The organism is Micromonospora sp. NPDC048170 (assembly GCF_040652795.1).
Lineage (GTDB): Bacteria > Actinomycetota > Actinomycetes > Mycobacteriales > Micromonosporaceae > Micromonospora.
The window spans coordinates 95,768-107,854 of the sequence record NZ_JBEZMR010000010.1 but is presented as its reverse complement, the minus strand read 5'-3'; the positions used below and the strand labels follow the sequence as shown (position 1 = coordinate 107,854).

Annotated in this window: 10 protein-coding genes and 2 pseudogenes; 8 read left to right on the top strand and 4 right to left on the bottom strand. The window is 69.4% G+C overall.

What is annotated here, in order from left to right:
* Nucleotides 1-445: 445 nt before the first annotated feature.
* The 4 genes and pseudogenes from AB0D32_RS16095 to AB0D32_RS16080 form a co-directional block, all read right to left on the bottom strand.
* Complete coding sequence (locus tag AB0D32_RS16095; RefSeq protein WP_357090224.1) at nucleotides 446-1,186, bottom strand: GntR family transcriptional regulator; 741 nt, start codon at nucleotides 1,184-1,186, stop codon at nucleotides 446-448.
* A 473-nt stretch (nucleotides 1,187-1,659) separates the two neighbouring features.
* Nucleotides 1,660-3,396, bottom strand: coding sequence for a ParB N-terminal domain-containing protein (locus AB0D32_RS16090; RefSeq protein ID WP_357090381.1), 1,737 nt, complete (start codon nucleotides 3,394-3,396; stop codon nucleotides 1,660-1,662).
* Between the two features lie 226 nt (nucleotides 3,397-3,622).
* Nucleotides 3,623-4,291, bottom strand: coding sequence for a 2'-5' RNA ligase family protein (locus AB0D32_RS16085; protein WP_357090222.1), 669 nt, complete (start codon nucleotides 4,289-4,291; stop codon nucleotides 3,623-3,625).
* Nucleotides 4,292-4,919: 628 nt separating this feature from the next.
* Nucleotides 4,920-5,579 (bottom strand): annotated as a pseudogene (locus tag AB0D32_RS16080) (helix-turn-helix transcriptional regulator); the annotation flags it as partial.
* A 247-nt stretch (nucleotides 5,580-5,826) separates the two neighbouring features.
* On the opposite strand from AB0D32_RS16080, the gene AB0D32_RS16075 reads away from it, so the two are divergent.
* The 8 genes and pseudogenes from AB0D32_RS16075 (at nucleotide 5,827) to AB0D32_RS16040 (ending at nucleotide 12,066) form a co-directional block, all read left to right on the top strand.
* Nucleotides 5,827-6,312 carry an NUDIX hydrolase gene (locus tag AB0D32_RS16075; protein WP_357090220.1) on the top strand — a complete coding sequence of 162 codons (486 nt, stop codon included), beginning with the start codon at nucleotides 5,827-5,829 and terminating at the stop codon, nucleotides 6,310-6,312.
* 149 nt (nucleotides 6,313-6,461) lie between these two features.
* Nucleotides 6,462-8,449 (top strand): annotated as a pseudogene (locus AB0D32_RS16070) (ATP-binding cassette domain-containing protein).
* Entirely contained in the window at nucleotides 8,446-9,066 is a 621-nt protein-coding gene (locus AB0D32_RS16065; protein WP_357090218.1) for an AAA family ATPase, read from the top strand. The pseudogene AB0D32_RS16070 and the gene AB0D32_RS16065 overlap by 4 nt, the downstream one beginning before the upstream one ends.
* Nucleotides 9,063-9,422: a hypothetical protein gene (locus AB0D32_RS16060; protein ID WP_357090216.1), complete on the top strand. Its 360-nt coding sequence runs from the start codon at nucleotides 9,063-9,065 to the stop codon at nucleotides 9,420-9,422. The genes AB0D32_RS16065 and AB0D32_RS16060 overlap by 4 nt, the downstream gene beginning before the upstream one ends.
* Nucleotides 9,419-10,054 carry a nucleotidyltransferase family protein gene (locus AB0D32_RS16055; RefSeq protein ID WP_357090214.1) on the top strand — a complete coding sequence of 212 codons (636 nt, stop codon included), beginning with the start codon at nucleotides 9,419-9,421 and terminating at the stop codon, nucleotides 10,052-10,054. The genes AB0D32_RS16060 and AB0D32_RS16055 overlap by 4 nt, the downstream gene beginning before the upstream one ends.
* A 53-nt stretch (nucleotides 10,055-10,107) precedes the next feature.
* Complete coding sequence (locus AB0D32_RS16050; protein WP_357090212.1) at nucleotides 10,108-10,659, top strand: NUDIX domain-containing protein; 552 nt, start codon at nucleotides 10,108-10,110, stop codon at nucleotides 10,657-10,659.
* A 172-nt stretch (nucleotides 10,660-10,831) separates the two neighbouring features.
* Entirely contained in the window at nucleotides 10,832-11,143 is a 312-nt protein-coding gene (locus AB0D32_RS16045) for a transposase (RefSeq protein ID WP_158242012.1), read from the top strand.
* Entirely contained in the window at nucleotides 11,140-12,066 is a 927-nt protein-coding gene (locus tag AB0D32_RS16040; protein WP_357090209.1) for an IS3 family transposase, read from the top strand. Before AB0D32_RS16045 ends, AB0D32_RS16040 begins: the two co-directional genes overlap by 4 nt.
* Nucleotides 12,067-12,087: the final 21 nt, after the last annotated feature.

Genomic DNA, 12,087 nt, shown 5'->3' with positions numbered 1-12,087 from the left:
CATTAATGCCGGGATGGCGAATCGGTGGGCGGCCGGTGGTAGCGGCTGCTCGTGCTCGCAGGTCGATCACAAGGGCGCTCGCGTTGTCGGTGCTGCCTGCGCTGCGCGCGGCGCGCACCAGTCGGGTAGCGGCGTTGCGGGTGTTCTGGTGCACGCGCAGGACCCGGGCGATGGTGTCGGGACCGAGCTGTCGGTGTACGCCGTCACTGCACAGCAGTAGGTGTTGGGTCGACGGCGGGCGGAACGACAGTCCCTCTTCCCGCGAACCCGCCGCCGTTCGGCGGTCATTCCGGAGCCCGAGCGCCCCCGCCGGAGGCGCACGTGGAAAGACGCACGTAGGGTGGCGACGGCATCGACCGGGGCGGCGTCTCCTGCCTATCCGTTGAGGCGGCCGGCGGAAGGCGGGACGGCGTCGTCGGGCTGGCGCACTGCAAGGTCTTGGAGGCTATCCGCTCTGGGGCGTAGGGTTCGGCGCGACTGTGCCGTCGGAGCTGCGGACCAGGGCACCTTCGTGGTGAAGTTCGGTCAGCGCGCGGCGGACCGTGCCGGGGCTGACTGCGTACCGGGTGCCCAGCTTCGCCTCGGAGGGTAGAGGCTGGCCTGGCGTGAAGGTGCCGTCCGAGATGTCTTGGCGGATCGCGGCCATGACGAGCCGATACTTCGCTGCGGTGGGGCCGGTTTCTGCGGTGCGCACTGGAGGGCCCGCTCCGGCGCCGCGCCCCGGTCGGCTGTTGATCCACTGTTCCACACGGTGGCGTCTCCACGACCGGATGATGCCGCGTCTTGGCGCGGGTTCCTCCAGATCAGGGCGCGGTAGGTATCCGTCTTCGCCGCGTTCCCAGGCCGCTTTGCTCATGTCGACGTACTTGGACCATGTGCTGGCCTTGGCGTCGATGAGTGCCCGGAACTCCAGGGCGGGGATCAGCTCGTCGGGGTCGCCGTCGAGGGTGATGGAGTGGACGCGCGCCTGGGACGCCTCGGCGATTCCTTCGATCGTGGCGGCCAGGTCTTCGAGCGGGTACAGCAGGACGCCCTCTGGGCCGGGGACCGGGGAGGGCCATCCGGAGCCCTCGGCGCGGCGCTTCGGGCTGGTCTGGATCGCGATGGTCTGTTCGCTGCGGCTGGTGAACTCAGCGGCGCCGGCGCGGTCGGTCATCCGCCGTCCGTCGATGACCCAGATCTTCACGTCTGTTCCTGCTCGGATCGGGGGCCAGAGTGTGCGGCGGCCGGGGATATGCACCCGCGAGCGGATGCCAGCAGCACCCCGGCCACCAACCAAAAACCTCGACAACGAGCGGATGCACGCCGTGAGATTGGTGCCGAGTGTAACAGTGTCGTGCCGCAGGATTCTCCTGCTGCCGAGGGCGTCCGATGGTGACGTCACTGAGGTCATGGCTTCCCTGTCAGGGTCGAGAGCGTGAACGTGATGTGGCTGGCGGTGACCGTTCACGAATGCGGCGGGCCCGGCGCGTCGGCGTCGGGCTAAGAGATCGTTTGGTGCGGAGAGCGAGGCCGGAGCGTGTCCCTGAGCGGGTAGCGGTCAGGATGGACAGGGTCTGGCATCTCAGTTTTGCTGAAGTTGTGTCCTAGGAGGCATCGGGCTCGTGGGCAGATCGATGCGGTGAGGGTGCCCGGACTCACCGGGCACCCTCACCGAGATCACGCCGCGACGCGTTCCTGCGCCGCCGGTCCCAACAGGTGATCGTTTCCACCCTCACTGAGGTCGTCCGCGTCAGGCTGAGGATCAATGGACATCGGCGTCGCCTCGTCGCCGCCCTCGCTCAGTGCGCCGTCCGGCACGACGTGCAGACGCGGCGTGCCGTCTTCCGGTTCGCCATAGACGGAGTCGCCTTCTTCGACGTCATCCTCGCCCTCGTAGTCGTCCTCATCGAGGTCGCTGTCGGACTGGTCAGTGGGCTTCGACGTCAGCGATACACGCAGTTCGCTCTCGGCGTCGGACAGGCCGTAGCCTGCGTCGCTGAGGCGGTCGAGCCAGCTCAGTGCCAGGTCACGCCGGAAGCGGTAAGGTGCGGCGAGGAAGTCGTTGAGGTTCCTCTCGTTACCAGCGACCCAACGACCCACCAGCAGACGAACGAGGCGAGCCTCGCCCGCGTCGTTGATTTCGACCTTCTCAGGGTCGATGCCAACCAGCCCGGTAAGCAGTTCGTGCTCATCCCGGCCGCCGTTCGTCAGCGCCGGATCGGACAGCGTCGCGCGCAGAGCGTGGACGTACAGGGACTTCGCGGCCTTGGCGTTGCCGTAGGTCTCCACCACGAACTTGCGGCGCAGCTCGCCTGCGGTCTGCAACGCCGTGCGGAAGGCTTCGGCCTTCGCCGCCTCGCTCTCCCTGCGGGCGATCTCGGTGGGGGAGACGTACGTGCTGTAGACGCCGCGCCGTGTGAAGCCGTGCGCGTCGGGGTTGAGGCAGATCACCACCACCGCAGCGTCGTGCCCGGAGGTGTCGATGAACGCGGCGAATCCGGGCTTGTTGCGAACGTCGGCGTCCTTCAACGACTCGCCCTCGGGACCACGTAGATCCTTGACGGCCGCCTCGCGGCTGCTGTGCGGAAACCCCTTCGGCTTCCCGACGACGACAACCCCGGCCTTGTCCAGCTCGGCGCGCAACTTCTTGGCGGTTTCTGCGACCCTGCGCTTGCGCTTCTCACTGGCGACCTGGTGGCGCAGACCCCATGCGGTGCCGGCCTTCTTCAGGATCCGGTCGAGTGCTGCCTTGTCGCCGTCGAACGTGGCGACTTCTGCGGCGTCTTCCAGCGTCAGGTCGCCCTTGTCGACCGCGTTCTGGATCTGAGCGCCCTGCTTCGCCAAAGTCAGTGACCGCTCGACGTGGGCCCTCTTACGCCCGGTCCGCTCCACGATCTGCTCGGCAGTCCAGCCCTCCAAGGTGAGCTGCCGGTAGCCGCTGGCCTCCTCGCTGGCGGTGAGCGCCTTGCGGTGCAGGTTCTCCTGCAACATCGAGGCGATCTGCTCGGCGGTCAGGTCCGCCATCGCATCGTGCACCAGCACCGGCACTTCCAACGCCATCGGTGACCCCAGCTCGATGGCCTCGATGGCGGCGGCACGGCGACGCTGCCCCTGAGTGATGTAGATGCCATCCTCGCCCGGAACCCCGAGCAGCGCCTGGAAGACACCGCTCTGCGCGATGCCGTCACGCAACTCGCTCAGGTCACCCAGATCCTTGCGGATCTGACGTGGGTGGACTCGAAGGTCTCGCGGATCCGCCCACACCAGGCGCGGACGAACCGGAGGCACCGTGCGGTCCGCCTCGGGGCTGCCGTCCGTCTCCGAGCCGCCCTGCGGGTCGGGGCTGTCGAGGATGCCGACCGGCTGATCCATATCGAGCGCTTCCGGCCGCATCACTTCGGCTCTGGTTTCCATCACGACATGACTCCTTGCGGTGAGGTTGTTGGTCGCAAGTCCGGGCTGCCGTCCGGCCTTGTGCTTTAATCATACAGCATTAAGCTCTGTGGTGCAAGTGAACGCCTTGCCTGCCTCAAGTCAGTTGACAGGAGCGCTCAGTTAGGACTGCGGGAACGTGTCGGGCTGGCTCGCGGCGAACACCGCTGTCGCCCGTCTTACCGGCATCAGTGCTGACCGGCGGGCTTTATCCGTTCAGGGGCGCGGTGGCGACGGTCGACCATCGGTAGGTGCGGTCTTCCCGGCGTAGTGCGATCAGTGAGACCTCGTCGATCGTCGCCGGCACGGGGGGTAGGTGTCGCAGTTCGGTCAGCCGGGTGCGGATCGGCGCGGTGGGCGCTGGCGCGCTGCTGTAGGCGATTGTGACGTGGGGCCGGAATTCGTCGGCTGGTTCGGGAACGATGGGCCACACGGCGGCGATGGCGGTCCTGATGGTGGTGCGGACCCGCTCGACGGGGTTCCAGGGTTGCACGAGCAGGCCGATGCCTTCGGCGTCAGGGTCGACCGGTCCGAGGGACAGTTCCAGCGGTGGCAGGGCGGCGCACCGCTGGCGGGCTTCGGCGACGATCGCGTTGATGTCGGTGTCGGGTACTTCGTCGGTGAAGCCGAGGCCCTGGGTGGTCAGGTGCAGGCCGTCGAGCGGTACTGGGTCCAATCCCGGCAGCGGGGCGAGTTGCTGTTGAAGGTTGGTGACGTGGTGGTGGAGTGCGGGCTGTTGTTGGAAGGTGAGGTGCCAGGTGTAGAAGTGGCGGCCGGGGCGCCAGCCGGGACGCCAGTACCAGTGCTCGGTGAGGGTGGGCAGGTCCTGGTAGGCGGTCCACCGTTGCCGCAGGCTAATCAGTTCCCGGCTGCTCATGTCGGCGATCGTAGGCCCGCCGGTGGCGCCGTCCGGTGGCGTGTGCGGTCGGTGAGTAGGTCCGCGACGTCCTGTATCCGGGGGTGGTGGCGCAGGGGGTGGGCGGTGGTGAGGAACTGGTGGGTGCGTTGGTGGACGGATTCGAAGCGGTGCGCGGCGGTGAGGGTGAGGGCTTGCATCGCCAGTTCGGCCGCCTGTTCGGGGTCGTCGACGTGGAGGTGGGCGGTGGCCAGGTCGAGGCGGCTGAGGGCTTGCGGGCCGCGTAGCTGGGCGGCGTCGAAGGCGGCGATGGCGGTGGTGAGATGGCCGGTGACGTGGGTGGTGTGGCCGAGGGCCAGGTAGGCGGTCGCGGCGTTGGCCGCGGCCCGGGTGGGGCAGTACGGGCCGAGGGTGAGGCTGGTGCTGACTGCCCGTCGGGCGGGTGTTCGGCCAGTAGGTCGAACGTCCGGCCGACGGCCCGGTCGACGCCACTGCGGTCGCCGAGGTGGGCGAGGGCCCGCGCTTGCCCGTTGACGGTGAGGCGGATCCGGTGGGGGCCGGTGCCGGCGTGGCGGAGGCCGTCTTCGGCGTAGGCGAGCGCGTCGCGGTGGTTGCCCGTGTAGAAGGCGATCAGGCTCTGGGTGGCGCGGGCCCAGGCCTGGGTGTCGGGTTGCTCGGCGGCGTGTGCGAGGTCGAACGCTTCGGCGGCGTAGGTGTGCGCGACGCGGAAGGCGCGCAGGTCCAGGGCGAGGGCGGCGAGGAGCCCGGACAGGTGTGCGGCGGCGGTGTAGAGCCGGGCGCGTTGTGGTGGGTGCTGCCGGCCGGCCATCAGCTGGTCGACGCTGACCCGCAGGGGGCGTAGCCGGGCGACGAGGACGGCGGGTGGGCAGCGTTCGTTGTCGGCGATCGCCTGCCGGACCTCGTCCTCCAGGTGCGCCAGCCGGCCGTCGTCGTCGGTGGCGGTGGTCAGCGCCGATCGGCGGGCGGTGATGGCGTCCTCGGGCTCCCACCACGCCGCCGCGCTGGTGCTGCCGGGGAGATCCGCCGGGCGGTGGCGGCGGTGGTGCAGGTCGGCGATGCGGTCGTACTCGGCGGTCAGCACACCACCGGTGCGCAGCACGTGGTCGCAGCGGGCCCAGAACGGGCGTTCGGGATGCTGCCGGCCGGTCTCGGTGTTCGCCACCGAGCTGCGTCCGTACTGCACGAGCCGGGCGAGGCTGTGCTGGGTGTGGCCGGCGTCTTTACGCAGGTGGGCGAGGTGGCGGCCGAGTGCACGGCGGGCGGTGGTGATCTCGTCGTGGTCGACCATCGTTGCCACCCCCGGGTTGCCGCGGTCACGATGAGCGAACACCATAGCCGCCCTGGGTGACACTTTCCGAGCTGCCGGCGACGGCCCCCGCCTGGCTGTCGGCGGTGCTCGCGCGGGTTCTCGACGCCGCTGTCGGCAGGTCGGGGCGGCGGTGCTGGCGGTGTCGGAGTTGGTGTCGGAATCTGCCGACAATGTCAGCGCACGGCGCTGCGGGCGTGTCGCTCCTGCCGCGCCCTACCGTCCCTGCATGCCTTCCGGACGCTGCGATGTCACCGCCGATCTGCCTCGTAAGCGGATGGCCGCCGGGCTGCTGATCACCGGCGCGGACGAGCGGGTTCTGCTGGCCGAACCCGCGTACAGGCCGGATTGGGAGATTCCCGGCGGGTGCGTCCAGGCGGACGAGTCGCCGTACCAGGCCGCGGTCCGGGAGTGCCGGAAGGAACTCGGCGTGGACCTGACGCCAGGCCGATTGCTCGTCATGGACTGGGTACCGAACCGCGACGGGCGCACCGAGGGCGCCATGATCGTCTACGACGGCGGCACCCTCGCCGCCACCGCGACGCAACTGATCGTGGTGCCGCCCGGCGAGTTGAAGGGCTGGGCGTGGTCCGACCCGCTACAGACCGCCCGGCGGGTACGGCCGCTGTTGGCCCGCCGGATCGCCGAGGCGCCGCGCGCCCGCGCTGACGGTTGTTGCTGCTACTACCTCGAAGACGGCGGCGAGGCTACCTGACCGCTGGCCACCTGAGGGCTCTTCCTGCAGGAGGCGCGGCTTCGGCGGCGCCAGCCGAGACACCGATGGGGCGTGCGCGTCCCGCCGTCCGCCTTCGAGACACCACCGCCCACCGCAGTTCATCCTGCTCATCTTCGGGAGGTAACGCCATGCCCAAAACCGTTCACCCCGACCGGACGCCCGCCCGTCCCGAGCCGCCACAGCGGGATTCGGTGTTGCCGGAGTTGCGGGAAGTGTGGTGGGAAACCGGAGTGCGGGCCAGGGCGCAGGCCGGTCTGATCGCCGTCTTCTCCGAGCTGCCCCGGCTGGTCTGGGCCGCGCTCGTGGTGAGCTGGCGCGCAGACCGGGTCCGCACGTCGGTGGTGGCGGGCACGACGGTCGGCGCGGGGGTGATGGCGGCGTTCGGGCTCCTCGCCACCCAGCGGGTGCTGGTGGAACTGTTCGCCGGCGGCCCAACTGCCGACAAGGTCACGGCCGCGCTGCCCGCCCTGGCCGCGCTCGCGGCGGTGACCGCGCTGCGCGCCGGCATGGCCACCGCCATGGGGTACGCGCAGAACGGCCTGACGCCGAAGGTGGACCGGGAGGTCGAGCGGGGCCTGTTCGAGGTGACCACGGCGGTGCGGCTGGAGGCCTTCGACGCCGACGCGTTCGCCGACGACATGGAACGCGCCTCCCGCGGCGCGAACTCCACCACCGCCCTGGTGCAGGCGTCGATGAACCTGCTCGCCGGCCTCGCCGGCGTCCTCGCCGTCGCCGTCGCCGTCGTGGTGGTCCACCCGCTGCTGCTCCTGGCGCTGCTGGTGGCGACCGTGCCGAACGGGTGGGCGTCGCTGCGCGCCGGGCACCTGCGCTACCAGACCTACGCCGCCGGATCGGTACGCCGTCGGCGGTTGTGGCTGCTGCACCGGCTGATGGCCGAACGCGACTCCGCCCCCGAACTGCGCTCCTACGGCCTGCGCGGGTTCCTGCTCGACCAGTACGACCGGGTCATGGCCGTCGAGACCGGCATCCAACTCGCCCTGGCCCGGCGGGTGACCACGACCACCACCGTCGGCGCGATGATCGGCGGGATCGCCACCACCGCGGTCTACGTGTTGCTCGGCCTGCTGCTCATCGACGGGCAGATCCCTCTCGCCGCCGCCGCGACCTGCGTCATCGCCGTGCAGTCCGCGCAACGGTCCCTGGCCGTGGTCACGTTCCAAGTCGACCGCGTCTACACCGAGGGACAGCACTTCCGCGACTACACCGGCTTCATGACCCGCGCCGCCGACTACCTGCCCACCACACCGAGCCGGCCGCCAGCACGGCCACCCCGGACCGGCTGACGGGTATCACCGTCGACGCGGTGAGTCTCCGCTACCCGGACCGCGACATTGCGGCCGTCGACCAGGTCAGCCTGAGGATCGAGGCGGGGCAGACGGTGGCGTTCGTCGGGGAGAACGGCTCCGGCAAATCCACCCTCGCCACCATGATCGCCACCCTCCGTACGCCCACCGGAGGCACCATCGGCTACAACGGCCGACCCGTCTGCGACTGGGGCACCGATGCGCTGCGGGAGCGGATCGGGGTGGTGACGCAGGAGTACCACAAGTGGCCGTTCACCGCCGCCACGAACATCGCCGTCGGCGATATCACCACCAACGCCGAGCAGAGCCGCATCGAGGCCGCCGCAGGCCGGGCCGTCGCCCACGACATGATCACTGAACTGCCCTACGGCTACGAGACGTTGCTCGATCGCACCTTCGCTGGCGGCCAGGACCTCTCCGGCGGCCAGTGGCAACGCATCACCGCCGCCCGCGGGTTCCTCCGCGACCCCGACGTGCTCATCATGGACGAGCCGTCGTCCGCCCTCGACCCCCGCGCCGAGGACGCCCTGTCCCAGGCCATCCGGGACCGGCAGGGGCACGGCATCACCATCCTGATCACCCACCGGCTGGCCAACGTCCGCCATGCCGACCGCATCTACGTCCTGCACCACGGCCGACTCGTCGAAGCCGGCACCCACGACCAGCTCATGAACGCCGACGGGCGGTACGCCAAACTGTTCACCCTGCAAGCCGCCGGCTACGACACCACCACCAAGCCCGCCGCAGCGGTGCCCCGGCAGACCGCCACCGCCGCACGGAGCACACCATGACGACGCCGAACCCCACGAGACTCGCGCCCTCCACGCTGGTGATCATTCGAGGGAACTCCGGCAGCGGGAAGACCACGACCGCCCGCGAGGTACGCCGCCGTTTCGGACGTGGTGCGGCCCTGCTGGAGCAGGACTACCTGCGCAGAACCGTGCTCCGGGAACACGACAGCGCCCGCATCGACCCGGTTGCCCCGGCGTTCATCACCGCGACTGCGCGCACCGCCCTCGACCTGGGCTACCACGTCATTCTCGAAGGCATCCTGCACACCGAACGCTACGCGGCCGTGCTGCACCAGCTCATCGACGACCACCCCGGCCCGGTTGCCGTGTTCTACCTGGACGTGTCCTTCGACGAGACCGTCCGCCGCCACCTCAGCCGCGCCGAGCCCATCCCCGTTACGTCCGACGAGATGCGTACCTGGTACACCCACCGCGACCTGCTCGACATCCCCGGGGAGACCGTCATCGGCGAGAACAGCACCTTCGAACAGACGGTCATCACGATCCTGCACGCCAGCGGCCTCACCACGGTCGCACCGCAGACGCCCTGCCCCCGGCGATGCCCGCACTGCGCCCGCAAGGCCGACCAGACGACCGCCGCGACGGAGGCGCCGTGACACCGCCTCTGGACCGGCCCCCGCAGCTCACGCCCGTGTCTACCGCAAGGCACTCACGGCGTACCCATGGCTGGCCACCCCCCGCCACCTCAAACGGCGAGCTCGGTCACGTCGACCTGCGGGCCGGCACGCACAACTCCACCCTGGCCGGGCTCACCGACGCCCTGTCCTCCGCAATCACCACCGCACTGCGTGCCGGAGCACCCCCAGCCACGTTCGTCGACGCCTTCCGGCGCAACCACTACATTCCGGCCGGCAAAACCGGTGATCCGGACGTTCGGCATGCGACATCACTGGGCGACTACCTCGCCCCGCGACTGCACCACAACCACCTCGACGGGGCGGAGCGGCCATGACGGCGCTGCCCGCCGGCCGGGCGAACCCAGACATCGACCGGGGCGACGAGTTGCGGGAGCTGGTCAGGGCCGACCTGCCGCTGATGCGGGCGCTGACCGTGGTGCGGGACTCGGGGCTGCCCGACGCGTGGATCGGCGCCGGTGTCCTACGCGACCTGGTCTGGGGACGCCACTACGGAAACGGGTTCGACCTGCGCGCGGTGCGGGATGTCGACGTGGCGTTCTTCGACCCCGCCGACCTGAGCCGGGACAACGACGACCGGGACACCGCCCGGCTGGCCACAGCCGAGCCGGGCCTGCCATGGGAGGCGAAGAACCAGGCCGCCGTACACACCTGGTACCCGCGCCGATTCGGTGGACCGCCGGTCTCGCCGTTTCGCAGCATCGCCGAGGCGGTCGCGACCTGGCCCGAGTACGCCACCGCCGTCGCGATCCACCTCGCCCCCGACAACCACCTCGCGCTGTGCGCGCCGCATGGCCTCGATGATCTCCTCGACGGCGTGTGGCGGCGCAACCCCACCCGAGTCAGCGAACAGGCATCCCACGAGCGGCTTGTCCGGCTTCAGCCAGCGCGGCGGTGGCCGAGAGTCCGCGTCATCACCAGTCCACCCGCAGGCAGGGAAGGCCGATGACCGGGGGCAAACGCTACCGAACCACCCTCTCAAACTGCGACGGAGGCGACGTCATGACGATCGACAACAAGGACATCTTGCAAGTCTTGACGGCTTACCTCGGGTCCTACCCTCACGAAGCCGCGTCGCTGTCGGTGCCGCTGCAACTGCTGAATGAGGGGGCGGACGTCACCTCGCGGTCCCACCTTCCGATGCACGTCACCGTAGGTGCGCTCCTGGTGCGCGGCGGAGCCGAGGTGCTGCTTGTCGATCACCTTGCCTATGGAATCCTGCTGCAGCCTGGAGGACACCTGGAGCCGACCGACACCTCGCTGATCGATGCGGCGATGCGGGAACTGACGGAGGAGACCGGTGTTGATCCCACCGATGTCGCCCCGACCTCACATGTGCCCGCGTACGTCGAGTACGGGAAAGTGCCGGCCCGCCCCGACAAAGGCGAACCGGAACACTTTCATCTCGACTTCGGGTACTGCTTCGCCACAGCTTGCGCTGATGTGGGACCAATCCAGGAGTCGGAGGTGGCAGCCGCCGCGTGGTTTCCACTGGGCGAGGCCGAGCGGCTCGTAGGCCACCGCATCGCGCGGTCGTTGAGGACATCGGCGTGATCTCGGGCCGGTCCCGGGCGGTGTCTGATCGGGCCGAGCCGACGGCGAACTACTGCATGCTGCGGCTCCCGGTACGTCGGGCTGCCACCCTTTCGCTCGTCGCGTCTGAGCCACCCCCGCTTTCATGGAGCTTCTTGATCATGGTCTGATGGCCGTGGGGAGGAAGTCGTCCGTGGCAGCACCGAAGAAGTACCCCGACGAGCTACGTCAGCGCGCTGTGCGCTTGTATCGCGAGTCGGACCCGAAGCCGGTGATCCGGCGCCTGGCCGAGCAGTTGGGCGTGCATCACGAGGCGTTGCGGAACTGGATCCGGCAGGCCGAGGCTGACGCGGGTGAGCGTCACGACCGGCCGACCAGCGAGATGGCCGAGGAGAACCGCCGGCTGCGTAGGGAAATCGCTGAGTTGCGTCGGGCGAACGAGATCCTGAAAGCGGCGAGCGCGTATTTCGCGGCGGAGCTCGACCCGACCCGGCGACGGTCATGAGGTTCGTCCACGAACACCGTGACCAGTTCGCGGTCGCGCTCCTGCTACGGGTCCTCAACATCGGTGCTTCGACCTACTACGCGTGGGTCAAGCAGTTCGAGCAGCCCTGTGACCGGGACGTAGTCGACCTGGGGCTGATCTCGAACATCCACGAGATCTGGGAGACATCGGGGCGCACCTACGGCGCGGACCGGGTCCACCGGCAGCTACGTCGCGACGGCATTCGCGTGGGCCGCAAGCGCATCGAGCGGCTGATGGCCGCCCACGGCTGGCAGGGTGCGTTCCTGCGTCGCGGCTGGCGCGGCGGCTGCACCCGTCAGGATCCACGGCACACGCCGGCGCCGGATCTGGTCAACCGGCGGTTCACCGCCGACGGGCCGAACCGGCTCTGGGTTGCCGACGCCACCCGCATTCCCTGCGGAGAGGGCGTGTTCTGGCTCGCCGCGGTCCGCGACGCGTTCTCCCGCCGGATCGTGGGATGGAAGACCTCCGACCGCTGCGACACCGACCTGATCCTCGCCGCCCTCGAATACGGCATCTGGTCCCGCGACGTCCGCGACGGCCAGTTGATTCACCACTCGGACAGGGGATCGAACTACACGTCTTTCCGCTTCGCGGAACGCTTGCAGGACAACGGGATCCTGCCCTCGATGGGGTCGGTCGGCGACTCGTTCGACAACGCGCTGATGGAGAACTTCTGGTCGACGTTGAAGATCGAGCTCGTCTACCGCACTTCATGGCGGACCCGCGACGAGGCCGAGAACGCGATCTTCGCCTACATCGACGGCTGGTACAACACCCGCCGCATCCAGAAGGAACTGGGCTACCTCAGCCCGAACGAGTACGAGACCGCCTGGCACAGCCGCCAGACGGAACCAACCGAGCCACCTATCGCCACCCCTGCGCCAGCCGGCAGCAGGTAACCACCGCTCCATCAAAGCGGG

What these genes read in the sequence shown, in the direction of transcription:
- AB0D32_RS16090 (WP_357090381.1), bottom strand. Translation starts at nt 3,396, where the DNA reads ATGGAAACCAGAGCCGAAGTGATGCGGCCGGAAGCGCTCGATATGGAT.
- AB0D32_RS16085 (WP_357090222.1), bottom strand. Translation starts at nt 4,291, where the DNA reads ATGAGCAGCCGGGAACTGATTAGCCTGCGGCAACGGTGGACCGCCTAC.
- AB0D32_RS16075 (WP_357090220.1), top strand. Translation starts at nt 5,827, where the DNA reads ATGCCTTCCGGACGCTGCGATGTCACCGCCGATCTGCCTCGTAAGCGG.
- AB0D32_RS16065 (WP_357090218.1), top strand. Translation starts at nt 8,446, where the DNA reads ATGACGACGCCGAACCCCACGAGACTCGCGCCCTCCACGCTGGTGATC.
- AB0D32_RS16055 (WP_357090214.1), top strand. Translation starts at nt 9,419, where the DNA reads ATGACGGCGCTGCCCGCCGGCCGGGCGAACCCAGACATCGACCGGGGC.
- AB0D32_RS16050 (WP_357090212.1), top strand. Translation starts at nt 10,108, where the DNA reads ATGACGATCGACAACAAGGACATCTTGCAAGTCTTGACGGCTTACCTC.
- AB0D32_RS16040 (WP_357090209.1), top strand. Translation starts at nt 11,140, where the DNA reads ATGAGGTTCGTCCACGAACACCGTGACCAGTTCGCGGTCGCGCTCCTG.